This is a genomic window from Bacteroides congonensis (assembly GCF_900130125.1).
Classification (GTDB): domain Bacteria; phylum Bacteroidota; class Bacteroidia; order Bacteroidales; family Bacteroidaceae; genus Bacteroides; species Bacteroides congonensis.
This window is the reverse complement of record NZ_FQXY01000011.1, coordinates 893,850-919,645: the sequence shown is the minus strand read 5'-3', so window position 1 is coordinate 919,645 and position 25,796 is coordinate 893,850. Positions and strand designations below refer to the sequence as shown.

At 41.1% G+C, this 25,796-nt stretch carries 27 protein-coding genes and 1 pseudogene; 11 read left to right on the top strand and 17 right to left on the bottom strand.

Annotated features, from left to right (window positions below; genetic code table 11):
* Positions 1 to 73: 73 nt before the first annotated feature.
* Positions 74 to 1,906 carry a vWA domain-containing protein gene (locus BQ7997_RS20955; protein WP_073347903.1) on the bottom strand — a complete coding sequence of 611 codons (1,833 nt, stop codon included), beginning with the start codon at positions 1,904 to 1,906 and terminating at the stop codon, positions 74 to 76.
* A gap of 191 nt (positions 1,907 to 2,097) precedes the next feature.
* Between BQ7997_RS20955 and BQ7997_RS20950 the strand changes: the two genes are divergently transcribed.
* From BQ7997_RS20950 to BQ7997_RS20930, 5 genes are read left to right on the top strand one after another with little or no spacing between them, the layout of a single operon-like run.
* Positions 2,098 to 2,754: a CDP-alcohol phosphatidyltransferase family protein gene (locus BQ7997_RS20950; protein WP_073347902.1), complete on the top strand. Its 657-nt coding sequence runs from the start codon at positions 2,098 to 2,100 to the stop codon at positions 2,752 to 2,754.
* Complete coding sequence (locus tag BQ7997_RS20945; RefSeq protein ID WP_022138765.1) at positions 2,751 to 3,707, top strand: phosphatidate cytidylyltransferase; 957 nt, start codon at positions 2,751 to 2,753, stop codon at positions 3,705 to 3,707. Before BQ7997_RS20950 ends, BQ7997_RS20945 begins: the two co-directional genes overlap by 4 nt.
* Positions 3,708 to 3,733: 26 nt before the next feature.
* Positions 3,734 to 4,390 (top strand): lysophospholipid acyltransferase family protein, encoded by a 657-nt coding sequence (locus tag BQ7997_RS20940; RefSeq protein WP_022138764.1) that lies wholly within the window; start codon positions 3,734 to 3,736, stop codon positions 4,388 to 4,390.
* Positions 4,391 to 4,963: an RNA polymerase sigma factor gene (locus tag BQ7997_RS20935; protein WP_073347901.1), complete on the top strand. Its 573-nt coding sequence runs from the start codon at positions 4,391 to 4,393 to the stop codon at positions 4,961 to 4,963.
* Positions 4,960 to 6,192 (top strand): energy transducer TonB, encoded by a 1,233-nt coding sequence (locus BQ7997_RS20930; protein WP_073347900.1) that lies wholly within the window; start codon positions 4,960 to 4,962, stop codon positions 6,190 to 6,192. Before BQ7997_RS20935 ends, BQ7997_RS20930 begins: the two co-directional genes overlap by 4 nt.
* Before the next feature lie 4 nt (positions 6,193 to 6,196).
* Here BQ7997_RS20930 and BQ7997_RS20925 read toward each other — a convergent pair whose 3' ends face one another.
* From BQ7997_RS20925 to BQ7997_RS20895, 7 genes are all read right to left on the bottom strand, one after another.
* Positions 6,197 to 7,069, bottom strand: coding sequence for a pyridoxamine kinase (locus BQ7997_RS20925; RefSeq protein WP_022138762.1), 873 nt, complete (start codon positions 7,067 to 7,069; stop codon positions 6,197 to 6,199).
* Between the two features lie 106 nt (positions 7,070 to 7,175).
* Positions 7,176 to 7,694, bottom strand: coding sequence for a methylated-DNA--[protein]-cysteine S-methyltransferase (locus tag BQ7997_RS20920; protein WP_044656500.1), 519 nt, complete (start codon positions 7,692 to 7,694; stop codon positions 7,176 to 7,178).
* A 68-nt stretch (positions 7,695 to 7,762) separates the two neighbouring features.
* A complete protein-coding gene (locus BQ7997_RS20915) occupies positions 7,763 to 8,344 on the bottom strand; it encodes a LutC/YkgG family protein (RefSeq protein ID WP_022138760.1) in 582 nt (193 codons plus the stop codon).
* A complete protein-coding gene (locus BQ7997_RS20910) occupies positions 8,341 to 9,726 on the bottom strand; it encodes a lactate utilization protein B (RefSeq protein WP_073347899.1) in 1,386 nt (461 codons plus the stop codon). Before BQ7997_RS20910 ends, BQ7997_RS20915 begins: the two co-directional genes overlap by 4 nt.
* Positions 9,723 to 10,463, bottom strand: a complete 741-nt coding sequence (locus BQ7997_RS20905; protein WP_022138758.1) for a (Fe-S)-binding protein — start codon at positions 10,461 to 10,463, stop codon at positions 9,723 to 9,725. Before BQ7997_RS20905 ends, BQ7997_RS20910 begins: the two co-directional genes overlap by 4 nt.
* Positions 10,464 to 10,512: 49 nt before the next feature.
* Positions 10,513 to 11,058 (bottom strand): 7-carboxy-7-deazaguanine synthase QueE, encoded by a 546-nt coding sequence (locus BQ7997_RS20900; RefSeq protein WP_073348490.1) that lies wholly within the window; start codon positions 11,056 to 11,058, stop codon positions 10,513 to 10,515.
* Between the two features lie 27 nt (positions 11,059 to 11,085).
* Positions 11,086 to 11,466 carry a 6-pyruvoyl trahydropterin synthase family protein gene (locus tag BQ7997_RS20895; protein WP_044655114.1) on the bottom strand — a complete coding sequence of 127 codons (381 nt, stop codon included), beginning with the start codon at positions 11,464 to 11,466 and terminating at the stop codon, positions 11,086 to 11,088.
* Positions 11,467 to 11,594: 128 nt separating this feature from the next.
* Between BQ7997_RS20895 and BQ7997_RS20890 the strand changes: the two genes are divergently transcribed.
* Positions 11,595 to 11,954: a YbaN family protein gene (locus BQ7997_RS20890; RefSeq protein WP_008651167.1), complete on the top strand. Its 360-nt coding sequence runs from the start codon at positions 11,595 to 11,597 to the stop codon at positions 11,952 to 11,954.
* Here BQ7997_RS20890 and BQ7997_RS20885 read toward each other — a convergent pair.
* From BQ7997_RS20885 to BQ7997_RS20865, 5 genes and pseudogenes are all read right to left on the bottom strand, one after another.
* Positions 11,924 to 12,490: a 5'-methylthioadenosine/S-adenosylhomocysteine nucleosidase family protein gene (locus tag BQ7997_RS20885; RefSeq protein ID WP_073347898.1), complete on the bottom strand. Its 567-nt coding sequence runs from the start codon at positions 12,488 to 12,490 to the stop codon at positions 11,924 to 11,926. The two genes, BQ7997_RS20890 and BQ7997_RS20885, sit on opposite strands and share 31 nt — an antisense overlap.
* Positions 12,491 to 12,549: 59 nt before the next feature.
* Positions 12,550 to 12,773 (bottom strand): annotated as a pseudogene (locus BQ7997_RS20880) (transcriptional regulator).
* A gap of 481 nt (positions 12,774 to 13,254) precedes the next feature.
* Positions 13,255 to 14,670 (bottom strand): hypothetical protein, encoded by a 1,416-nt coding sequence (locus BQ7997_RS20875; protein ID WP_139260942.1) that lies wholly within the window; start codon positions 14,668 to 14,670, stop codon positions 13,255 to 13,257.
* 30 nt (positions 14,671 to 14,700) lie between these two features.
* Positions 14,701 to 15,258: a hypothetical protein gene (locus tag BQ7997_RS20870; RefSeq protein ID WP_073347896.1), complete on the bottom strand. Its 558-nt coding sequence runs from the start codon at positions 15,256 to 15,258 to the stop codon at positions 14,701 to 14,703.
* Between the two features lie 8 nt (positions 15,259 to 15,266).
* Positions 15,267 to 15,941, bottom strand: a complete 675-nt coding sequence (locus tag BQ7997_RS20865) for a hypothetical protein (RefSeq protein WP_073347895.1) — start codon at positions 15,939 to 15,941, stop codon at positions 15,267 to 15,269.
* A gap of 489 nt (positions 15,942 to 16,430) precedes the next feature.
* Here BQ7997_RS20865 and BQ7997_RS20860 point away from each other — a divergent pair, with 489 nt between their 5' ends.
* Entirely contained in the window at positions 16,431 to 18,500 is a 2,070-nt protein-coding gene (locus BQ7997_RS20860; RefSeq protein ID WP_073347894.1) for a serine/threonine-protein kinase, read from the top strand.
* Here the strand turns inward: BQ7997_RS20860 and BQ7997_RS20855 are convergent.
* Entirely contained in the window at positions 18,487 to 19,068 is a 582-nt protein-coding gene (locus BQ7997_RS20855) for a hypothetical protein (protein ID WP_073347893.1), read from the bottom strand. The genes BQ7997_RS20860 and BQ7997_RS20855 overlap by 14 nt on opposite strands.
* A gap of 27 nt (positions 19,069 to 19,095) precedes the next feature.
* A complete protein-coding gene (locus tag BQ7997_RS20850; protein ID WP_073347892.1) occupies positions 19,096 to 20,382 on the bottom strand; it encodes a Fic family protein in 1,287 nt (428 codons plus the stop codon).
* A 564-nt stretch (positions 20,383 to 20,946) separates the two neighbouring features.
* On the opposite strand from BQ7997_RS20850, the gene BQ7997_RS20845 reads away from it, so the two are divergent.
* From BQ7997_RS20845 to BQ7997_RS20830, 4 genes are all read left to right on the top strand, one after another.
* Positions 20,947 to 21,240: a hypothetical protein gene (locus tag BQ7997_RS20845; RefSeq protein WP_044655118.1), complete on the top strand. Its 294-nt coding sequence runs from the start codon at positions 20,947 to 20,949 to the stop codon at positions 21,238 to 21,240.
* Positions 21,241 to 21,251: 11 nt separating this feature from the next.
* The gene (locus BQ7997_RS20840; protein WP_022138753.1) at positions 21,252 to 21,542 is read left to right on the top strand and encodes a cell division protein ZapA; all 291 of its coding nucleotides are present in this window, start codon (positions 21,252 to 21,254) and stop codon (positions 21,540 to 21,542) included.
* A gap of 118 nt (positions 21,543 to 21,660) precedes the next feature.
* Positions 21,661 to 23,196: a ribonuclease Y gene (rny, locus tag BQ7997_RS20835; protein WP_022138752.1), complete on the top strand. Its 1,536-nt coding sequence runs from the start codon at positions 21,661 to 21,663 to the stop codon at positions 23,194 to 23,196.
* A 136-nt stretch (positions 23,197 to 23,332) separates the two neighbouring features.
* Positions 23,333 to 24,082 carry a copper homeostasis protein CutC gene (locus BQ7997_RS20830; RefSeq protein WP_073347891.1) on the top strand — a complete coding sequence of 250 codons (750 nt, stop codon included), beginning with the start codon at positions 23,333 to 23,335 and terminating at the stop codon, positions 24,080 to 24,082.
* A gap of 14 nt (positions 24,083 to 24,096) precedes the next feature.
* Here BQ7997_RS20830 and BQ7997_RS20825 read toward each other — a convergent pair whose 3' ends face one another.
* Together BQ7997_RS20825 and BQ7997_RS20820 are read right to left on the bottom strand one after the other, a co-directional pair.
* Positions 24,097 to 25,311: a sodium ion-translocating decarboxylase subunit beta gene (locus tag BQ7997_RS20825; RefSeq protein WP_022138750.1), complete on the bottom strand. Its 1,215-nt coding sequence runs from the start codon at positions 25,309 to 25,311 to the stop codon at positions 24,097 to 24,099.
* Between the two features lie 14 nt (positions 25,312 to 25,325).
* Positions 25,326 to 25,757: a hypothetical protein gene (locus BQ7997_RS20820; protein ID WP_073347890.1), complete on the bottom strand. Its 432-nt coding sequence runs from the start codon at positions 25,755 to 25,757 to the stop codon at positions 25,326 to 25,328.
* Between the last annotated feature and the right edge of the window lie 39 nt (positions 25,758 to 25,796).

The following is a 25,796-nucleotide window of genomic DNA, read 5'->3' as shown; positions in this document are numbered from 1 at the left end:
CGATATTCACTGTTCCTTTATTAATCAAGTTGGAAACTTGAAAATGGACATCATACAGACAATCAGTCCAGTTTTACTCTCCTATTCCCCTGGCAGCCTCAACCAGACGGACAAATTCTCTCCTATACCCTTTATCATCATTATTCAGCCCTTGTTTTGCCAGGCTTATTACTTTATCATAACTGGCATTTCCTTTGAAATCAGAATTCCGAAGCAATTGTCCGAACATCGCTACGGCAGAAGCAAAGCGGAAATCGGAAGATACATTATTTCCTTTGCTGTCAACGAAAGGAAGCTCCATTTTCTTGCTGACGTCTTTATCCGGGGCTTTATAGCGCAGCTTCACGGTCAGGAGTTCATTGGAACCTGTCGGTTTCACGCTCACTTTTTCTTTCTTCTGATATTTCAAATCATCTACCTTGCCTACATAGTCATTCTTCACGCCTGTGGGAATTATTTCGTAGAAAGCGGTCACTGTATGTCCTGCCCCCATATCTCCGGCATCCTTCGCATCGTTATTGAAATCTTCATCTTTCAGCAGACGGCTTTCGTAACCTATCAAACGGTATGCCTGTACTTGTGAAGGATTAAACTCTACCTGCAATTTTACATCTTTCGCAACAGTATGGAGAGTAGCGCCAAATTCACCGACCAGTACGCGGTTGGCTTCTTGCAGATTATCTATATAAGCATAGTTTCCATTTCCCTTTTCTGCCAAAACCTGCATCTTTTTATCTTTATAATTTCCCATTCCATAGCCCAATACGGTAAGGAATACTCCATTCTTCCGTTCTTTCTCTATCAGTTGCTCCAATCCTTCGGCCGAAGAAACGCCCACATTAAAATCACCGTCGGAGCAAAGAATGATACGGTTATTACCATTAGAGATAAAATTCTTCTTTGCTATTTTGTATGCCAGTAGGATACCGGCACCACCTGCGGTAGAGCCGCCTGCCGTCAGTTCGTCTATCGCTTCGCGAATCTTCTGTTTGTCGCTGCCCGGAGTTGCTTCCAGTTTCACACCTGCACTGCCTGCATAAGTCACGATAGCTACTTTATCTTTATCACGTAAGTTATTGACCAGTAATTTGAGAGACGACTTCACCAATTCCAAGCGATTGGCTCCCCACATCGAACCGGAGACATCAATCAGAAAGACTAAATTGGATGCAGGCAGATTATCCGTAGGAATCTCTTTGGCCTTTAATCCGATACGCACCAAGCGGTGAGAAGCATTCCAGGGACATTCTCCGGATTCCATGGTAATCTTCACAGGGTCACTTCCTGCCGGTTTCGGGTAATCGTATGAGAAGTAATTTACAAGTTCTTCCGTGCGGACAGCGTCAGCAGGCGGCAATTCTCCTTTATTGATAAAACGGCGCATATTACTGTAAGAAGCAGCATCCACATCAATGGAGAAAGTTGAAAGTGCAGCATCCGATACATTCTTGAAGCCGTTCTCTTGAATCTGGCCGTATTCTTCCGTGTTCACCCTATCGTACATGACTGCCGGTACCGGACAGATTGCCATATAAGAACCGGTCATTGCTTTTGTTTTCATCGTACCGTAGCCTGTTACCACACACTCTTCCAATGCAACATTATCCGTTTTCAACTTCACATCCAATTGCGCTGATTTAACTACTCTTCGCTCCTGCTTATACCCGACAAACTGGAACAACAACGTATCACCCTTTTTAACCAGAATAGAATACTGACCATTCATATTGGTTATCACACCATTCTTGTTTCCCTTTACCACGACCGAACAACCGACAATCGGTGTTCCATCTACCGCATCCGTCACAGTACCCGTCACGGTAATTGCTTGTGCACTCACTGTACCCAAAGAAACAACTGCCATCAGCAGTACGAGCATCATCGCTCTGAATTGACTTGTTCTCATAACTTCATTATTTAAAAATATGACAATTAATTCGCTTTTACTATAGAGATGCAGATTTCACATAGATTCCACAAAACCACTCAAACTTTTTTTTATTTTATTGAAAAACAGATGTATTTCAAAATTCTTCCTCATTCCTTTGCAACTCTTAATATGATGTGTATATTTGCGAATCATAAACACTTGCAAATATGGAAAACGAAGTAGATGGAAGGCGGGAAATAGCCTCACGAAACACCGCTTGGGCTAACAGTATCGCCCGTAAACTCACTCGTTGGGGTATTACCCCCAATCAAATTTCCATGATGAGCGTATTTTTTGCTCTGATTGGTTGTCTCCTACTGATTAGTACAGTTATCTATCCCGATTTCAGTAAATATGTAGCCTATATATTATTTATTGTTTGTATGCAGTCACGATTGCTTTGCAATCTGTTTGATGGAATGGTAGCCATCGAAGGGGGAAAGAAAAGTGCTAACGGTGACCTTTATAATGATATGCCCGACCGCTTTGCCGATGCCCTGTTCATCATTCCGGTGGGTTATGTAGCAGGCGGGTTCGGGATAGAACTGGGATGGATGGCTGCCCTGCTTGCCGTGATGACCGCTTATTTCCGCTGGATAGGCGCTTATAAGACACAACAACATTTCTTTAACGGGCCGATGGCGAAACAACACCGCATGGCATTACTGACTTTCGCTTTTGTTGTCGCCACCTGCACCCTGCATTGTGGACACGAACAGACGGTATGTCTTATTACCCTTATAGTTATGAATATCGGTCTTATCGCCACACTTATCCATCGGCTGTACCTCATGTCGCACACTACAAACCATGAAATAAAATGAAAGAACTACTCGACAAAATCTTCCCTACGCTAAGCGATGAACTAATCATCGTCATCTCTCTTATTATCGGATTACTTGTCACGGCAAGTATTCTTCTTTTTCTTGTAAAGAAGCTGTCTCCGAAAACAAATATCAGTGAACTCACCGCCCGCACCCGTTCCTGGTGGATTATGGCTGCAATGTTTATCGGCGCCGTGTTTATCAGCTATGATATTTCTTATTTCTTCCTCGCCTTCCTCTCTTTTATAGCCTTCAGAGAACTTTATTCTGTGTTAGGATTCAGGGAAGCAGACCGCGGGGCACTATTTTGGGGGATACTGGCTATTCCTATCCAATATTATCTTGCCTATATAGCGTGGTATGGAGCATATATCATCTTCATTCCGGTAGTCATGTTTCTCGTACTTCCTTTCCGGCTCGTCTTGAAAGGAGAAACTCACGGCATCACCAAGTCAATGGCACTACTGCAATGGATACTGATGCTTTCCGTATTCGGTATCAGCCACCTCGCCTATCTCCTCTCGCTTCCCGAACTGCCGGGCTTCAATGCGGGCGGACGCGGATTATTGCTATTCCTTGTATTCCTTACGGAAATCAATGACATCATGCAGTTCGTATGGGGAAAACTTTTCGGACGACATAAGATTCTGCCTAAAGTAAGTCCCAACAAGACATGGGAAGGTTTCCTGGGCGGTGTAATCAGCACTACCATTATCGGTTATTTCCTGGGATTCCTCACTCCGCTTTCCGGCCCTAATGTAATCCTGGTAAGCGCACTCATTGCCATTGCCGGATTCTCGGGAGATGTCGTTATCTCAGCCATCAAGCGGGATAAAGGAATCAAGGACATGGGGAACAGCATCCCCGGACACGGCGGTGTATTCGACCGCATAGACTCCTTGTCCTACACTGCTCCTGTATTTTTTCATTTAGTCTATTACATTGCTTATTAGACGGAGAAATGATGAAAAAGAGATTCATGCAATCTGCCATTATGCAGATTATATATAAAGGTATTTGCCACTGGTTCCTGAAGTTAATCGTAGGAGTCCAGTTCACCGACTGCCGCTTTCTCAGAAAGGAAAAGCAATTTATTATTCTTGCCAACCACAACAGTCACCTGGATACTCTGAGCCTGCTATCCTCCCTGCCCGGCGACCTTCTGTGGAAGGTCAAGCCCGTAGCCGCAGAGGACTATTTCGGAAGAACCCGCTTTCAGGCTTCCATGAGCAATTATTTTATCAATACGCTTTTAATCAGAAGAAAAGGAGAAAAAGATTCGGAGCACGACCCTATCCGTAAAATGCTTGAAGCCATTGATGCCGGATATTCACTCATCCTTTTTCCCGAAGGTACAAGAGGGAAACCGGAACAAATGGGAAAGATTAAATCGGGTATAGCCCGTATCCTGTCCCTGCGCCCTGAGTTGAAATATGTCCCTGTATTTATGACCGGTATGGGGCGTTCCCTACCCAAAGGCAAACTGATACTGTTACCTTATAAGGCATCCATCCATTACGGTATGCCAGCATTGGTCAAGAGTACGGATACGCACGAAATTCTGAACCAAGTAACAGAGGATTTTGAAGAAATGAAAGAAAAATATCAGGTTATTATAGAAGAAGACGAAGAATAGATGCTGTTTTTCAAAAGAAACATATCGAAGCTATCGGACGAAGAGTTACTTACACACTATATAAAGTCCGGGGATACGGAATATTTCGGTGAATTGTATAACCGTTATATCCCGTTACTGTATGGACTTTGCCTGAAATACCTGCAAGATGAAGACCGTGCGCAGGAAGCCGTGATGCAGTTGTTTGAAGACTTATTGCCGAAAATGGGTAATTATGAGATAAAAGTCTTCAAGCCGTGGCTCTACCGCGTAGGCAAGAATCATTGCTTGCAGCTTTTACGAAAAGAAAACAAAGAGATTTCGTTAGATTATAGCATTAATGTTATGGAATCCGACGAATTTCTGCATCTATTAAGTGAAGAGGAAAGTTCGGAAGAGCAACTGAAGGCGTTGCATCACTGCCTCGAAAAGTTGCCCGAAGAACAACGTCTCAGCATTACGCGTTTCTTTCTGGAAGAGATGTCCTATGCTGACGTTGCCGAACAAACCGGATTTACTCTGAACAATGTGAAAAGCTATATCCAGAACGGAAAGCGAAACTTAAAAAATTGCATTAAGAAACAGACCCTATGAAACTATTGGACTACATACGAGGACTCCGCAAAGGAAAAGAGGCACACCGACTGGAAAAAGAGTCGATGAAAGACCCGTTCCTGGCTGATGCTATGGATGGATACAGCCAGGTGGAAGGGAATCACGAAGAACGGATAGAGAAGCTGCGGATGCAGATTTCAGCCCATACTGCAAAGCATACGAACTCTTCAAAAAGAAAGAATTCGTATGCCATCACTTGGAGCATTGCTGCGTGCTTGGTGATTGGAATCGGCATCAGCACTTATTTCCTGTTTCTTAAAAAGAGTATGACAGATAATGTGTTTATCGCTAAAGAAGATATTCCTTCGGCAGTGTTCGAGCCTGTCACCCCGAAAGAGGAGATTTCCTCTTTGGCTGAAGCAAAGATGAAACAAGATTCTACTCATGAAGTTATCGTAAAGCAAGCGGATAAAAAGAATATAGTAGCCAAAAGCAAAACGACTCCTAAACCGCAAAGTGTACCGATAGCAGCAACACCGGTTATAGAAGAAGCTACCGGAGAGGAAACTGCCGGACAAGCGATAATGCTGGAAGAAACAATAGTAGCGGATACAAATACTTCTCACTCCGAAGTCCCTGAAATGAAAATGGCAAAAGTAGCCGCTCCCAACAGGAATCTGATTAAAGGCAAAGTGACGGATGAAAAGGGTGAGCCTATCATTGGAGCCAGTGTAGCATATACCGGAACGAATACAGGTACAATCACAGACCTCAACGGTGAGTTTACATTGAAAAAAGAAGAAGGCAACCAAGAACTGACAGCGCAGTTTATCGGTTACGAATCAGTAGAAATACCGGTAGATACCAGTCGGACAATGTTGATTGCCATGAATGAAGATAAACAAACGCTTGATGAAGTGGTAGTAGTGGGATATGGCAGTAGTAAGAAATCCACTGTCACCGGCGCTTCGGCAAAAGTCTCTTCAAAAACAAAAGATAAATACCAGACTCCGCAGCCGGTAATAGGTAAACGTAAGTATAAGAAGTATTTGGAAGAAAACCTTATCCGTCCGGATGATGACAAATGCAAGGATGTGAAAGGCGAGGTAGTTCTTGCTTTCTTTGTTGACAGAGCAGGAAAGCCACAGAACATCACTGTTGTTCATGGATTATGCGAATCTGCCGACAAGGAAGCAGTCCGTCTTGTCAAAGAAGGCCCGAAATGGACGTTCGGAAACCTTCCGACAAGGGTAACGGTACATTTCTGATTCCTTATATAAGTTCATAACTTGCCATCTGTATCGGCATATCCAGATTATGAAGAACTTTTTCCAACAGGATACCTTCGCGGTTGTCATATTCATAACCGAATGTGGCACGAATACCTTGCAGAATAAACTGCGTGGCACGGTCTAATGCCATCGGAAGACTGTCTCCCTGCATTAAAGAACCAGTGATGACACTGGTAAAAGTATCTCCCGTGCCTGGATAATGGGCGGGCAGATAAGGACAGGTCACTTTCCAGTAGCGGTTTCCTTGACGATTATAGGCATAAACGGACGTTTTATGTGGTTCATCATGTACGGGGACACTGGTAATGATAACAACTTCCGGGCCTTTATCGGATAAAAGACGGAGATATTCTTTCAATTCTTCATCCGTATTATCTGCCTTATAAGGTCTGTCCAGCAAATAGAACAGTTCCGTCAGATTAGGAGTAATCACGTCCGCTTTGGTTATCAGGTGACGCATCTCTTTTACCATCTCCATATCAAAGTTGGTATATAGGCGGCCGTTATCTCCCAACACCGGGTCGGCTACTATCAGGCCGTCCGGTTGACGGAAGTCTTTGATAAAATCGGAAACAATCTGTATCTGCTTCGGCGAACCAAGGTATCCGGTGTAAATGGCGTCGAATTGTACTTCCAGTTTTTTCCATCCGGCTATAATCTTCGGCATTTCATCGGTGAGGTCTAAAAAGGAGAAGCCGGGATATTGCGTATGGTTGGACAGTACCGCCGTAGGAAGCGGACAAACCTGAAAGCCCATTGATGAAAGAATAGGAATAACGACAGTCAGAGATACGCGCCCCATCCCCGAAAGGTCATGGACGGCAGCTATTTTCTTTACTTTATTGGCATACATATTATTTATATTTAAACAGTTTATTATTCTTCTGAATCAACGGGATGAAACAAACGCTCTATTTACACCAAACGGAGCCTCTATTTCGGGTAAACAGAAGCTCTGTTTATTCATTATTCGCTTCCAGTTCCAACAGGTATTTTTTCGCTGGAAGTCCCCCAGCATAGCCCGTCAGCGAACGGTCACTGCCGATTATCCGATGACAAGGCGCGAAAATCGACATGGAGTTCGCCCCGTTGGCATTGGCTACCGCACGGACAGCCTTGGACATACCGATACGCTGTGCCATTTCACCATAGGAAATCGTCTGACCGAAAGGAATCTTCAGTAGTTCGTTCCATACAAGCTTTTGAAATTCCGTGCCGACGAAAAGGAGCGGGACAGTGAATTCTTTGCGTTTTCCTGCAAAGAATTCGTCGAGTTGTCTTGCGGCCTCTCCAATCACGTCCGACATTCCTTCCTCAAATTCGGCACGTAAGAGCCGTTTCAATCGTTTATCCACATGTTCCCGATGTTTTTCTACCTGCCAGTCACATAGACAGAGCTTGTCGCCGAACGAACCGAGCATCAATATACCGCACGGTGATTCATAACGTTTAATCTTGATTATATTCTTCTCTTTCATACAAATTTCGCACGGTCTGTAACCGCTTTTATGTCATTCACGTTGCAATATATATTAATAAACAGATACTACATTAATATGACCAACACATCCCGTGCACCATGCGCGCCCATCACCAATGCCTGCTCGATATCGGCAGTCTTTGAAGGGCCGGAGATGAATGTACCGAACTTATATTCCTGTCCATCCAGTTCACGGTAGGCATCGTACATCGTATTCACAATCTTATTCCGGTCGAGCAGAATGACTAACTTCTCCGAGATAAAATAAACAGCTTTATACTTTACTGTCTGCGGAATCCAGATAGCTCCGTTCTCGGCTACGCCGATTTCTCCTTTCACCACTGCTACATCCGTACCATCCAATTCTTGCGGGTCGTCCAGATTATCGGGATTGAAAGTGGCACAGGAAATATCCGGCAATACGGAAGCAATGCGCATAGCGTCGGGATACGTCCGGCGAATCACGGCATTTACATCTTCCCCTTTACCCAATACCACTGCTGTGCCGCCGACCGCACGGCTGATAGCACAAAATTGCTCTATCTTGTCGGGATATGACAATCGTTTCATATCCGCTATATCCGGCTTATCATAACGTACTTGCGTATTCCTGCGGATACTGGCTAATATTTCTTCCCTGCTACTCATTTGGCTTCCTCCTTTCCCTGTACTTTATTTTTCTTCCACATTTCATTAAACGACTCCTTGGCAAATTCCGGTAGTTCACGTCCCTTGCCCCATTCATCCAAATCATTGTATTTCATAAAACGAGGCAGGCCGTTTATCACCGGGGCTGCCCACAAAGCAGCGTTGAACAACACCGGACGTTCCATCAGGAACTTCATACCGCCGGACATTATCTTCTTTCCCGTATTTGCCTTTCCAAGACCATCCAAATCCTGACGCCATTTATAAATCTGTTCGGCCAAATCGACTTTCACCGGACAGACATCGGAACAGGACATGCACAATGAACAGGCAGAAAGATTATCGTAATATTTCTCCGGGTCATGAGCCATCCCTAAATTGATTCCGATAGGGCCGGGAATGAAATATGTATAAGAGTATCCCCCACTCCGGCGATATACAGGACAGGTATTCATGCAGGCACCACAGCGGATACAGTTCAGTGTCTTGATATGGTCGGGCTTGGAAAGCAGGGAACTTCGCCCATTGTCTACAATAATGATATGATATTCGCCACCTTCACGCGGACGACGGTAATGAGAGGTGTATGTTGTCACTGGTTGTCCGGTAGCCGAACGCGCCAGTAGCCGTGTAAATACACCCAGAGAATCCAAATCCGGTACAATCTTTTCCATACCGAAAGCGGCGATATTCAGTTTCGGGTAAGAAGTTCCCATGTCGGCATTGCCTTCATTGGTGCAGACCACGATGTCTCCGGTTGAAGCCACGGCAAAATTGGCTCCTGTCATGGCTGCTTCGGCATTCAGGAATAGATGCCGCAGATTCTTGCGGGCGGCATGAGTTAGGTAAGTAGGGTCGAAGTTTCCTTTTTCCGTTCCCATCTCTTTTTCAAAAAGTTCTCCTACCTGTTCCCGTTTGATGTGGATGGCAGGCAGTACGATATGGCTTGGTTCGAGATGCATCAGTTGCAGGATACGTTCACCCAAATCGGATTCTACGACATCAATGCCACGTTCCATCAGGAAAGGATTCAAGCCACATTCTTCGGCAAGCATCGACTTACTTTTGATGAAATGGTGCACATTATGTTCGTTCAGTATCTCATAGACGATGGCGCAGTATTCATCGGCATCCTTCGCCCAATGAACGATGGCACCGTTGGCGGTAGCGTTCTTCTCGAACTCCAGCAGCAGCTCTTCGAGATGGCTGTTGGAATACAGTTTCAGTTCGCAAGCCTTGTTGCGCAACTCTTCCCATTCGGGAACTTCCTTACTCATCTTATCCCTTTTGGCGCGAACCATCCAAAGGGTTTCGTTATGCCATGCTGCCATCTTGCTGTCCTGCAAGAACTTTTCGGCAGCCTTTGAATGTTTGGTACTCATGATTGCGACGCTAGAATTTCTACAATATGGATAATCTGAATCGGCAAATGCTCCCGTTTGATTACACCTTGCATGTGCATCAGGCAGGAACTGTCAGCTCCGACGATATATTCGGCTCCGGTAGCCATGTGGTCTTTCACCTTATCACGTCCCATGCAGACGGACACGGCCTGTTCTTCTACGGCAAACATACCGCCAAAGCCACAGCATTCGTCAATATGGCTAGGTTCGAAAACTTCGATGCCTTCGACCATGTCGAGCAAATCACGTAATTTATTATAATAAGGAATATTTAACTCCGTAGGAGCCGAAATAAACAATTCGCGTACCCCATGACAGCTATTGTGAATACTGACTTTATGCGGAAAGCGTGCCGGGATTTTCGAAGGCTTCAACACATCGTGAATAAACTCGCAAAGGTCATAAATTTTCCCTGCACTCTGGCAGACATGACCTTCTTTCTCCAAGATGCCGGGGTGGTTCTCCTTCACGAAAGCCACACAACTGGCAGATGGGCCGACAATGTAATCGTACTCTTGAAACAAATCGCCAAAACGGAGTGCTAACTTCACCGATTCATCTTCAAAACCGGCATTTGCCATCGGTTGTCCGCAACAAGTCTGATCCAACGGATAATCGACGTCTACTCCCAAACTTTTCAATAGTTTATACGATGCCACTCCCACATTGGGATAGATAGCATTGATATAACAAGGAATAAACAAACCTACTTTCATACTATATTTTGTAATAAATTAAGTTCTTCCGCTACATCCGCCTTTCAGGCTATCGGATGTCGATTAATTTGTGTGTTTGCAGGCTTAGTCTCCATTTGGGATGTCGCATTACACAGTCCACTGTTGAAGCAGTGTTATTACAAGAACAAGGCTGAAGGAAAAAATGTTCGGCAGGAAGTAGTTCATAAATACTTATATCTTGTCCTTCATAGACTACTTTTACTTCATCCATCCGGTCAATACCCAGTTTCACGCCCTGCTTGGGCGAGCAGGTCACCCAGTCGATGGCTTCGGGCAGGGGGCGTGTACCGTTTGTTTCGATACAAACATATTTACCTGCCCGGTGCAGGCGGTCGATAAATTCGTCATCAATCCATAAAGAAGGTTCGCCACCCGTCAGGATAACGGTAACGGCGGGATATTTTTCCACTTCGGCGATAATTTCGTCGTCGGTCATCATTCTTCCTTCCTCGTGGCGGGTGTCGCAAAAGTCACATTTCAGGTTGCAGCCGGAGAAACGGATAAAAGTGGCGGGGGTTCCGGTATGGTATCCTTCGCCCTGCAAACTGTAGAAGATTTCATTAATCTTTCTCATCGTCATATGTATTCTGTCTGCTACTCTTTACTCCTGTTCTTCTCCTGCCGTATGGTCTTTTTCTCCTCCTGATGCGTGGTCTTTTTCGTAGATAACGATGTTTCCTTCCGATTCCTGCACCTCTACTTTATAGCATTGCGGAATCTGCTTGCAAACCCATCGGGCGATATTCTCGGCTGTGGGATTAAAGGGAAGTACTTCATTCAGATTCTGGTGGTCGAGTTTCTCCGTGACCACTTCTTTGATGCGGGTGAAATCAACTACCATTCCTTCGGAGTTGAGCCGTGTGGAACGACAATAGACGGTGATAATCCAGTTGTGACCGTGTAAACTGGCGCATTTACTGCGATACGGGAGCACCAGCTTATGGGAAGCCGAAATCTCCATGCGTTTGATTACTGTAAACATTGCTGTACGTATTTTAATAGTTACATGCATCTAATGTCACCTCGATGCAACGGCAAAGGTAATACAAAATAGAGTTTTCATTCAGCAAAGACAGTTATTTTTTCCTATTTTCGTACTATCTTTGTCGCATGAAAACTCTGTATATTGTTTTAGGAAGCATTTCCCTGGCACTCGGCATTCTCGGCATTTTTCTGCCGCTATTGCCTACCACCCCTTTTTTACTACTCACCGCCGCCCTTTATTTCAAAGGGTCGCCCCGACTATACAACTGGCTGCTCAATCATCGTCACTTCGGCCCTTATATCCGCAATTTCCGCGAAAACAAGGCGATCCCTCTCCGCGCCAAAATTATTTCTCTTGTATTAATGTGGGGAACGATGCTTTATTGCATTTTCTTCCTGATTCCTTTTATATGGGTAAAGATTCTCCTGGGACTGATAGCCGCAGGAGTCACTTATCATATTCTTTCTTTCAAAACATTGAGGTAGTTGGAAAGCCCTTGGCGGGCATCTGCCAGCTTATCCTCCCAATGTTTCACGGAATTCTGACCGATAATGTCAGTCACATATTTCACGGAGATAAACGGTATCTCCTTCGAGCGGCAGACAAATGCCTGCGCATAGGCTTCCATATCTACCACGTCTCCGGTGACATGAGTCAGCTCCGTCAAGAAGCCATCTCCTGTATTGCAGATTCCATCTTCCGTCCAGTGCTTGCAATAGCCTTTTTCTTCGAGCAAGGCCGACGAGTCAACTTCGCATTCCAACCCGAACTCTTTCATCTTCTGCATATCACGGTCTACAAACTTACGGCAGACGAAGATGTCTCCCACCTGATGATTGACAGTCCCCGCACTTCCGATATTGAGTACCAAGTCCGGTTGTACCTGACGAATCGCCTCTGCTAAATGAAAGGCTGATTTCACTTTACCAATGCCTGTACGAATGTAATAAGGTTCTATATCCGGCCACTTAATCTCTACAAATTCGCCTTGAACGGCATAGGTTACTAATATTTTCAACATGAGTTTCTTTTAAATATATTGCATGCAAAGATATAGTTTTTCCCTGGAATGCCATAAATCTATTTCATTATATAGCTTTTCAGTACTTCTATATATTCTTCGAAAGCTTCTACTCCTTGCGATGTAATCTAACAAATCGTACATGGCATTTTTCTATTGAACGTCTTGATGACCTCCGCATATCCCACCTTGCTCAATTCAGCAATCTGAACACTCAAATTTCCTGACATAGCCCCATCTACTGACGGATGTAGGCGAAATCTGCTTCTTCTACAGAGAACAACTATAACATGACGACGAGACGTAATTCTGAGTGAAGCAATGGATTTAGTTCTTAAAAACATAGGCTACTTATTTTTTTCTCCGACTTCTTCATATCCACATTCAGTAGATGGCTCGAAACAATCATCATGATTACAAAGATTCCGGCAAACACTAATATTTGTTCAGCCCCGTATCAAAAGACAAAGGAAAAAACAAATGATTCCTGCATACCATATTCTTTTATCCATATCCGTACGGTTATGAGCTAAATGGGAATTTAATTCAGACATAAGAACAAAAGAACATAAAGGCTGCGCTTGGAAAATTATTTCTGCCGCCGGTCATTAAACTACTACTGTTTCATCTTTTGTTCTTATGTTCTTCTGTCTAAAAAAAAATTATCATTAAACTCATTTCTGTACCGATTTGATTCATAACCATCCGCAAAAACCATTCATAATTTTCAAGAGTAACAAAACATATAACTTCTGAATTTTATATTACCTCACAGCTGTCATATCTATCTGCAGTGGCATATTCTTACTTTTTTCTATATTTTGTAATATTTCCCGTCTTTGTACTTCACTAGTCTCATACATATATTTCTTCACCCAATCATTTTCTTCTTTAAATTTACTCTGATAGCTAGTTATATACACATTACCAAATTCTAATTTATACAATAGCGCCATCCCATTATCTCCCTGATATCCAAAATCCTGCAATGAAGTAACCTGTTGATTTTTTGATATAATCGGCTTGGCATTACGTATAGCAGCAGCCTGACTTAATAATCCTGTTTTTTTATTTGCTACATTAGCATTCATTTTCCACCACTGTTGTGAACCTGTTACTGACAATTTTGTAGCCTTGCCATTCTGTACAACTAAAGTAACTGTGACATCATATGTCCAATCATGAAAATTCGAACCAGTTGCATTTTCCAACTGCAAACGCCGCTGCTTAGCCTTACAAACACCATCAACAACAACTTCCCCATTTATTGTTTTATATGGAACTTCAATACAAATTAATTCCATAATTCCTGTTGTATCACGCAAAACTCCTGACACTTTTTGCGGTTCATATGCCAACGCTTCAGAAATATCTTTTATTCTAGTTTTAAAATCTTCACTTGACAATAACATATATTTATTAAAACCTTCCTGTTGCTTTTTCAAAAATGACAGATTTATAGAATCCAACAGTGTCATTTTCGACAAATATTTCTCCATTTTATTATTGATCATAATAATAGCCGTATCCCGAATGAGACTATGACGTCTAAATGGGGATGTTCCACGAATCAACAGTTTAGAAATGCCACTTTTGATAGTGGCTGCTATATCTTCTATCGCTCTTTCCTCTGGTTTCATCAAACTTCTTTTATATTCCAATCCTGTATCAACAAATCCGCTATTTATCGATGCTGAGTTGATTAAAAAATCTTGTATTTCTTTACTACACAATAATGCTGGCAACGCTGCTTTTTTATCCTTAACATACAATTTCAGCAAACGAGAATAATCAAGGTTATTCTGTGCTACAAATTGTAAAAGAGTTGTATCGCAAACATAATTTTGTTGATACGCATTAACCAATTTCTGATAAATGTCAAAAAACGGCTTTAATTTCTCCTCTTCTATTTGGTAATCATCTAGTTGTTTTAGGCAGTTTCTCATCTCAGCATACCATTGGTCACGATGCTCCTCCCAGCACTTCTGTTGTTTTTTAGACAACTTATGATCACCATTAATCAAGCGATACAAAGTTTTTGTCAAATCATCATTCATGTTTGCAAATGACATGCCATGTTCTGACATATACAACTTTGCCAATTCCAATTCCGACTTCTCCTGTGCTTGTAATCCTATAAAGGAGAACAACATAAACACACAAATTATCAAGTTTTTCATATATAAATTCTAATTAATACATAGAATGTTTTATTCAAACAAAGAACCTATAATAAGCGCAAGTATACACGCTCCCAAAAAAGAAAGAATAATTATCAAATATAGATATTTACTTAGAATCTTTCTACGTCTATACTTTTTCAAAGACTTAGTAAAGTCCTCTATTATATAGAGTTCGGCATCCGTACGTTTCAGTTTCTTCAAAGCTTGTTTAAACTTACTCAAACAAGCATCCGGATACTTATTTCTTATTGTGTTTTGTTCACCGTCATCAGCCCCTCCTATGGCTTTCCACTTATTAATTTCAAGTTGCATTTCCATTTTCTCTAACAATTTGATAATCCCTTCTTTGTCTTCAGGTATATCATATTCGATTACTTGATCTACTGCATTTATTACGGCAGCATCCAATAAATTCAATTCAGCCTCTTTCTTTCTCTCTTCTTGCTGTTGAATAGCCTCCGCTACTTTTTCTCTTGACTTCGCTCTTCTAAAAGGCGTTGCATGTTTGTCGCCAAAAACCAAATTAGAGACAACTTTCCCTGAATCTCTTCCCAGTTGATTTTTAAATGAATTCAATATTCCCATAGTGCAAATTATTTATGTAAATTATTTAATAGAACCTTTATTATATCAGTTGTAGACAATATTTTTTGAGGAGACTTTGCCATATGCCTCTCATCGTATAAGCCATAAAAGATAACAATTGTTCCAACCAAAACAGATGGAGAAAATGTCAATATACGATCACTCTCTTCCCGCAATCCGGTAATACGGTATAATTCAATATCTTTACCTTCAAAAGGTAAACGTTCAAATTTATACCCCATCCAAGTACAATCTGAATTTATCCCCCAATAGTATCGAGAGAACTTATTGAGTACAATAATCAATTTAGGATGAATACGCTCTATCTCCAATTGAGTAACTTGTAACAAGCGAACTTTCAAATCGATAGGACATTGTTCTTCAAATCCTTTTTGGTTAGAACATTTAATTGGAAATAAATCAAGATAAGCAGTACAAGGTAACAAATCTCCCATCATATCTTTTATACGTTCCCAATACCGGATAGAGTCATCGGTATCACTCAGTTTAAAAGAAAAATCGCCATATCCACCAGAAAAAGAAGGATTAGCTCCTACTAATAAAATTTCTCCTATTGGATTGTCTACCGGATAGCAAATGCCACGCTCTAAAATAGTACGAAAAGGAGTTTCTCTGTGTTCATTATTGTAATTGTGTATAATCTCCTTGTAATAATCTTCCATCGGTCACATATTTTAGTTTCCACAGGAACCCGGAATGGAAAGATTATAAGATAGAAAGTGTGGGTTCCATGCATTATTCAAGGTCAATAGGCTCTGGTAAACCCGCAATTATTGAATAAAGACAGAACCCACATCTTTATCGTTTATAATTGAGATTATATAAACGAACCAGATGTGAGAGGAGCTCTACTTATTCTCTAATTGCTTAAAATTTACCAGATTTTATGACCGAGAATAAAGCAAAACACTTTCACATGTTCAACTTAATATGTCATCGAACCATTGTTCGATGCGCAAATATAATCAAACTTTCAGAAAGTCTCCTTTTTTTCTGTCTTCTTTTTACAAATATAAGACTTAATTAAAGGTCATGCAAAGAAAAGGTTTTCCTAAAGAATACACAATACGATTTCTAGTCCTTTTTAGTCCTTATTATCAATAAGGCCGGAAAATATTGTACGACTACGGTATATTAATTATTTTTGCAGTATGAACGTAGACAAAGAAAATACATCCGAATCCGAAATACTACTGAAATCTCACATAAATGTAAACAATCATTTTTGTGAATACACAATTATTTCTAATTCTGAGTACTCCCCTAACCTATTAATAAAAGCACGACGATATGGCAAATGGCATGTACTAAAAGGAATAAAGCCTGACTGCTCCCATCTGAATGAATATATAGAATTACTAAATAAGGAATTCGATATTCTTTTTTCATTAGACCACCCTAATATCGTCCGGGCAATTGATAAAGAAATTGATGAAAAATTCGGGTTATGTATTGTTATGGAATATATAGATGGAATGACACTGTCTGAATTTATTCAGCGATATAAAGGGAATAGAAAATTGATTACCAAGATTGTATCTGAATTATTGGATGCAATGATATATATTCATAGCAAACAAATCATTCATAGAGATATAAAACCTGACAATATATTAATAACCCATAATGGATTTAACGTTAAAATAATAGATTTCGGATTAGCTGATACCGATTATTATGACATACTAAAACAACCTGCAGGCACTTTGCGATACAGCGCTCCAGAACAACGCACCAAACAATGTAATATTGATAACCGCGTAGACATATATGCCTTTGGTATGCTCCTAATCCAAATGTTTACTGGAAAAGCCGATAAAAGCATGGCGTATACTTTACCCAATTTTTACTGCAAAATAGCTCAAAAATGCATCCAAGAAAATAGAGAGAAACGGTATACTTCGGCAAAAGAACTTAAAGAAGCATTCACTTATAAACATCGCTTATCTAAAATTGCATTGAGGATAATAAGCTATATAATTATATTGATTGCTTTTCTATTCATCATTTCGCATTTACTAAAAGATTCGACTTCCATAAAAGAACTAACTGATACAATGGAAGAACCATTAAAAAACAATTCAACAAAAACAGACTCCACATTATTCTTGTCTCCTCAAATAAATTCTTTAGAAACGGCTCATTCGTCCCAAACAATTCAGCCCTCCACATCAATAATCACTCCACCAACAAATAGTAATAACACAATCGAAAACATAACAACAAAAGAGGATTCTAAAAAGGAAATAATTATAAGAAAGGACTCTATCGAAAAATTAACTCTACCCACTGAATTACAACAAAGCACACAATTACCATCACAGTCACCTAAAGAACTTCTGATGAGCAAGCTTGAAAAAGAATATAAAGATTCATACACTTCCATAGTTGGAGTGCAAAACGAGAAAATTATTCCAGACGCCCTTAAAAGAGATAAATATCATATAAAAAACAAGATAATAGAAGGAGAACTTCAAATATATGACCAACTATTAGCAGAAACTGGAAATAGCAAAGTCCTAAAATTTGAGTTAAAAGATTTTTCTGATTACGTATCTAAAACACTTCTTGCGAAATTTGAAGAATCGTATCAACAGAAATATGATTCTCTATATTATGAGACAAATACGGGCAAAAGAATAATAGAAAATAAAATACTTGCACTAACCGAACCTGACACACGATTTACTTCATCTCAAATGATGGATATAGAAACAAGTGGATGGGAAACAGAAATAGCAAAAAAACTTTTTATACAAATAGAACATTCACATAAAATATTAGACATGGAGGCAACTAAAGCAGAATCACTAACCCAGCAAGTGAAAATTATCCAAAAATATTTGAAAGACATATATGAGATAGAATATTCATTACGTAAAGGAATATCAAGAAGAGAAGAACTAACTATACTTGATTATGGTTTTTACAACTTATTCTCATATTACCCAAAAAAAATATCCAATAAATTTGGTTTAGACTTAACAGTGCAATCATATTTTAATGAAATATATCTGACTATAATGGATACTTATTACGATACCCCTTATGCAAAAGTATTAACTGAAGCTGAAAAAAAAGAATACCTGCCTCAAAAACGAACCTCTACATCAACAGATATAAAAGATTCAATGGAACTTCTACACCAAAAATTATTAGAGAAAGGAATAGTAATCTTCACTATACCGCATAAGATGTATGTTCAAATTATGACATATTAACCACCTGCACTCTTACCAAACCATTTCGCATACCTGCCACATACGATACAGATGATGCACTATTCACCTGAACTAAACTATTAATGTACAAAGGATGCCCTTCGGCAAAACATAGACAATAAAATGTATCTCCAATATTCAGTTTTGAATTTCGGGATTCAATCACTTCAAATTGACTATTCCCTAAATACACAAACATACAACAACGATTAGGACACCAAGTGACTACCACTTTATCACCTAAAGACAAATCTTCACTTTTTATTTCATATCCTATAATAAAGGTCGATTGTTCTTCTTTCTTCTCAGATATATACAACAAAAAGTCATCCCAATTTCTCTTCCCAACAAATTGAGATAAAATATCTAAAGTAGAAGGTCTTGTATGTTCTGATCCCTTTATATACCCCCACAAACGTTTTAATGTTGTAGGACTAATAGGTTCTCTTACCTGTTCCCATATAAGTTCTACCAGAAAATCAAAATCTGCAGGTGTTCTCATCTTCCTTTCTATATGTTTTTCAACAGCAATTCGTAATTCAATTATCTCCGGATCATATTTTACCATATTCACACATATTTAATTCACTCTAATTCATTCTGAAAGATAAGCAAAATACTTATACACCAAGTCATCAATTGACATTTCATTTTGTTCAAAACGCATTTTATCCAATGATGTAATTCTCTCTTCCATTGTTTTTTGTCCCTTGTACACGGTCGATATATAATCCCTTCCATCACGACTGACAACAGCAGAATCCGTAAAATCAGACACCCTGAAATCAGGGACTACGTAATTCAATGTATATGACACATCTCTAACACGCCCTTGTACAGGAAAAAGAATACCTTTTGAAACTAAATCTTTCACATCTCGAGTCGCAGTATCTAAAGAAATGTCTGCTAGTTTACTCCAGTTTTTTGCAGTCAGCTTTCCTTCATAACCATTCAAATATATATTGAGAATACTCCGTTGCCTTTCTGTGATAACCACTTCTGAATGATTCTTCCAAAAGGTAGCTTTATTAAGTATTTCACTCAACATTATATTAGATTCACTAACAGCCCGTTCAATACAAGTAAAATACCATTCCAACCATTCTGTAATATCACCATTTCCGCGTTGTGTACGCTCCAGCATACGATAATATTCTTTTTTTTCCTTACTAATTTGCAGAGACATACTGAAAAAACGTAATTTGCTACGGTCTATTTGCGATAATACCATATCTGATATAGCTCTTGCTATTCGTCCGTTTCCATCATCAAACGGATGAATGCATACAAACCACAGATGAGCTATTGCAGACTTCACTAATGATGGAACAATCTTTTTATCATTAAACCATAAAAAGAATTTATTCATTTCATCTAGTACCCGTTCCGGTTCTGGTGCGCGATAGTGTACCCTTTCTCGCCCGAATGTTCCAGATACAACTTCCATAGATTCATCCCGGTATCTCCCCACTACAATATCCGAAAATCCACTTTTACCTGTTGGAAAAAGCGCTGCATGCCATCCAAATAATCTATCATGATTCAATGGAGTGTCATAGTTCATCACAGCATCAAGCATCATCTCAACAACTCCGTCAACATAATGCGTCGGTTCTTTGGTATCCGGCACGGTCACACCTAATTTTCGGGCGACAGAAGAACGCACTTCTTCCGTATTCAAAGTTATCCCTTCGATTTCGGAAGATGAAACAACATCATGTGTCACAGCCTCTACGGTAGCAACCATTTGACTATCAAATCCGATAGTACTTAAGCGTCCCGTGAGATATCCGATAGCCCTGTTTGTACGAGCTATTGCATCCGATAAACTATCAGCATTCCATCTGAACGAAGTCCAATTTTCTATTTCATGAATAAACATATCATAGGTTATTTCTACAAATATAGGGATTTAAATGAAGTTATCAACAAAGTTGCGGTTAAAATCGGCCAATAAGCCGCAGAATTTGCGGCTTATTGGCCGATTTTAACCGCAACACTTAATATTCCTGAATCTCACAGCTAACATTCTCTCAAACAATCAGACACCAACATCTCCCGTCTGCAGACAAATTCCAGATGAAATGTGCAGAAAGTAATCCGCACCTATACTACAAATAATAACTTCAGATACATAAATTAATTTGTCTGCCTATAGGCGGACGAAACATTGCCTATAGCCAACCTTTCGTTCGTCTATAGGCAAACGAAAAGTAAGCTATAGGCAGACGAACTAATCCATGCACTTGCAGAAGTTATTCTATGAAGAGGAAAGAACCAATTTCTTCTCTACAAAATGTTAGCAGTTTAATAAGGTTATTATCCCCCGAAACCTATCTCTTTCCCCCGTCAACCCGCTAATTTGGGCTAAAATGCACATTTTCTTCCGAAAAGTTTTTGTAATATCAGAGTTAATCGTATTTTTGTGTACAATTTTGGTGTAGTAATGACAGAAGAAGAAAAAAAGTTATTGAATACCTTTGAGACGCAGCTACGGCATTTGATCTATTTGCACGATGAGTTAAAGCGTGAAAATGCGGAGCTGAAGAAACTTCTCGATATTGAAAAATTAAAAAATGAGAAGGTACAGGCGCAATACGACGAATTGGAAGTCAACTACACAAACCTAAAAACAGCTACGGCAATCAGCCTTAACGGCAGCGACGTAAAAGAGACGAAGCTGCGATTGTCCAAATTAGTGCGTGAAGTCGATAAATGCATCGCTTTGTTGAATGAATAAGAAGAAGATGTATGAACGATAAAATAAAGATAAACCTGCAAATAGCAGACTCAAACTACCCGTTAACCATCAACCGTGAGGAAGAAGAAATGGTACGGGAAGCCGCCAAGCAGGTAAATATCAGGCTTAATAAGTACCGGGAAGTTTACAAAAACCTCGAACCGGAAAAGATTATTGCCATGGTAGCCTATCAGTTCTCGTTAGAGAGACTGCAATTATTGCAACGTAATGATACCAGCCCCTATACGGAGAAGGTAAAAGAACTAAATGAATTGTTGGAAGATTATTTCAAAGAGGAATAAACCTGACCGGCTATTCGCTGATAAGAGAAAAACAACCACGCACTGCACAATATCCGGGCAAGAACCTGCCCAGATATTTGGTGGTGCGTTTTTATTTATATATTAAATTAAATGTAGAATGATAGCAATAATAGCAACAGCAATTGCTTGCTTCATCGTAGGTGGAGTCTTTTCATACATACTATTCCGGTATGCACTGAAGTCCAGATACGAGAATATCCTGAAAGAAGCAGAGACAGAAGCGGAAGTAATTAAGAAAAACAAGCTGCTGGAAGTGAAGGAGAAGTTCCTGAATAAGAAAGCAGACCTTGAAAAGGAAGTAGCACTGCGGAATCAGAAGATTCAACAGGCGGAAAACAAACTGAAACAACGTGAAATGGTGCTCGGACAGCGCCAGGAAGAAATCCAGCGCAAAAAGATGGAAGCCGAAGCTGTCAAAGAGAACCTGGAAGCGCAACTGGTGATTGTCGACAAGAAGAAAGAGGAACTGGACAGACTGCAACAGCAGGAAATTGACAAGTTGGAAGCAATCTCCGGACTGTCTGCCGATGAAGCAAAAGAACGTTTGGTGGAATCCTTGAAAGAGGAAGCTAAAACGCAGGCTCAGTCATTCATCAACGACATCATGGATGATGCCAAGCTGACTGCCAACAAGGAAGCGAAACGTATTGTCGTTCAGTCTATCCAACGGGTAGCTACGGAAACTGCCATTGAAAACTCTGTTACGGTATTCCATATCGAATCTGACGAAATCAAAGGACGTATTATCGGACGCGAAGGACGTAATATCCGTGCACTGGAAGCAGCCACAGGTGTTGAAATCGTTGTAGACGATACTCCTGAAGCTATCGTGCTTTCAGCTTTCGACCCGGTTCGCCGTGAAATCGCACGTTTGGCACTGCATCAGCTTGTTACTGACGGACGTATTCATCCGGCACGTATTGAGGAAGTGGTAGCTAAGGTACGCAAACAGGTAGAGGAAGAAATCATCGAAACTGGTAAACGTACTACGATTGACCTTGGTATCCACGGTTTGCATCCTGAATTGATCCGTATTATCGGTAAGATGAAATATCGCTCTTCTTACGGTCAGAACTTGTTGCAACACGCTCGTGAAACAGCCAATCTTTGTGCTGTAATGGCATCGGAACTGGGACTGAATCCGAAGAAAGCAAAACGCGCAGGTTTGCTGCATGATATAGGTAAAGTGCCTGATGAAGAACCGGAATTGCCACACGCATTGCTGGGTATGAAGCTCGCAGAGAAATATAAGGAAAAACCGGATATCTGCAACGCTATCGGTGCTCACCATGACGAAACGGAAATGACCAGTTTGCTCGCTCCTATCGTACAGGTATGTGACGCTATTTCAGGTGCACGTCCGGGCGCACGCCGCGAAATCGTTGAGGCTTATATCAAGCGCTTGAATGACCTCGAACAATTGGCGATGGCTTATCCAGGTGTAACAAAGACTTATGCAATCCAGGCAGGACGCGAACTCCGCGTTATCGTTGGTGCGGATAAGATTGATGATAAGCAGACTGAAAACCTGTCGGGCGAAATCGCCAAGAAGATTCAGGATGAAATGACTTATCCGGGACAAGTGAAGATTACCGTAATCCGTGAGACACGTGCGGTTAGCTTCGCTAAATAAGACCAAATCAAAAAAGAAAACAAAGATAAAAGGGCGAAGCAATTCGCCCTTTTTTAATAAATGCCCGTTTCCTTTTTAAAGATACTCATTGCTTTTTAAATACATAAATCACTTTTTATCCCTTATTCATCAACCTATGAAAAAGTTTCAATTCGAAGTTTGTGCCAACTCAGTAGAGAGTTGTCTCGCCGCCCAGACAGGCGGAGCCAATCGGGTAGAATTATGTGCCGGTATACCGGAAGGCGGAACGACACCGTCTTACGGAGAAATATCCATGGCGCGTGAAGTGCTGGACACTACCCGGCTGCACGTTATTATCCGTCCCCGGGGTGGAGACTTTCTCTACTCACCTATAGAAGTCAAGACAATGCTGAAAGATATAGAGATGGCTAAGCAACTCGGAGTTAACGGGGTGGTTTTCGGATGCCTGACTGCTAATGGGGAGATTGACTCCGTCGTCATGCAGGAGTTGATGAAAGCCTCACAAGGGTTATCCGTCACTTTCCACCGGGCTTTCGACGTTTGTCGCAAACCTGAAGAGGCACTCGAACAAATTATAGAACTCGGTTGTAACCGGATTCTTACTTCCGGTCAGCAGGCAACTGCCGAACAGGGTATTCCTCTGCTCAAAGCACTACAAAAACAGGCAGCGGGAAGAATTATCTTACTTGCCGGATGCGGTGTGAATGAAAAGAATATTGCCCGAATCTCCTGTGAAACAGGGATACGGGAGTTTCACTTCTCTGCCCGTGAAAGCATAAAAAGTGGTATGGAGTACAAAAACAAATCGGTATCCATGGGCGGTACTGTACATATCGACGAATATGAACGAAACGTAACGACCGCCCGGAGAGTCATGGATACGGTTCAGGCTATATCTTCATAATTCAGATCATATCCTTATAAATAAGGTATGATTGTGATATAAATACCCGTGATAATGGCCGAGGTGATTACGCCGGATATATTAGCTCCCAAGGCATCGCCTAAAACGAATGAGTCGGGATTGTCCTTGCTGACAATCTTCTGGGCTACTTTTGCGGTAGTAGGTACACAACTTACCGCGGCTATGCCAATCACCGGATTATAGTTTCCCCGTTTGATAAAGTACATGATATAACCGCCCAAGATTCCACCGATACCGGAAAGTAACAAAGCTACGATACCCAAAACCAATAATTTAAGAATCTTCGGGTCGAGCAATAAGTGTGCGTCGCAGAGTACGCCCAACAATACCCCTAACATAAAGGTAGAGCCATAAAGCAATGGGCCGCTTACAAAATCATAAATATGTTTCATACCGGACTCACGGACGGCAACTCCGAGGAACAAGGAGAAGAATAAGGGCGAAGCAACCGGGAACAGAAAACAAAGAACGGCACAAAGAATAGCGGAGAAAGCCAGCTTTACTTTTGCATCATAGTTTTTCGGAGCTTTCTTCGTTACCATCTTGATTGCACGGAGACGTTTGGGAACCAGGAGTTTTACCAGGTAAGGATAGCCACCGTATGTTAATCCTAAATAAAGATAGGCAACTACCGTGATAGGGACAAACAGATGTTTTGCCAAAGCCAGTGAAGTAAACAACACCATCGGACCGTCGGCACCACCTACCATAGCTACAGAGGCACTTTCTTTCAAAGTCAGTCCGAGAGCAGCGGCGATAGGCACTGTCAGGAAAGTTCCCAGCTCTGCACACAATGCAAGGAAGATACTCGCAAATGGTTTCTGAAGCAGGAAACCAACATCCAAGAGTGTTCCAATACCCATAAAGACAAAACAGGCTATCAGTCCGTTACTGAACGTAAGCGTGTAGACAGGTTGCAGGAAGTCTATCTGCATCGTATTCATCAATGCATCCGTATCCGAAAGCATCGGGTCGAGAAAAAGGTTACCCAGTGTACCATCGGGCATAATCAGTGTTCCGCAGTTGATAGCTACCATTCCCAGCCCCATTGGAATCATAACCATAGGTTCGAGCACGCCTTTCCAGCCTAAATAAATAAGTAACAAACCGAGAAGTACCAAAAAGATTCTGGCAGAAGCGAGGAACCAACCGCTTGCCATCATTGTACCAATGCCCTGAAATAAGGTCGCAAAATCTATATTTTCCATAATGAATTTCTTTTTTATTGTTTGTCAGAAGCTGATTTCTTGGAGTTTTTCTTGTTGATATGTGCCCGTTCTTCCTCTTTAAGAAAGAATTCGCGGGTATCCCGTGGATAATAATAATCCATCAGGGTTTCGTCCGAAGCCCCCGGACTCACACCATGATAATAACCCGTATAACCGGTAAAGTTACGGTTGATGCCACGGCTGAAGTCTTCACGGTAATCTCCCATGGATTCTTCCGTCTCAAGCGGTATCTGCCTGACGAGCTTTTCCACTTTCTGACGATGTTGCCGCCAGCGATGCAGACGAAGTAACTCCAACCGGTGGGAACTGTAAAAGTCAAATGAATCGGCAGCATAAGCTATTAACTTAATCACTGCCGCAACGAAAAAGCCTATGAGAAAGGTCAACCCCATCATAGCCAACGTAGATAGTAATAAATGAATCATAGTAGTATAAAAAAACAGGTTGTATAATCATTTATGTAC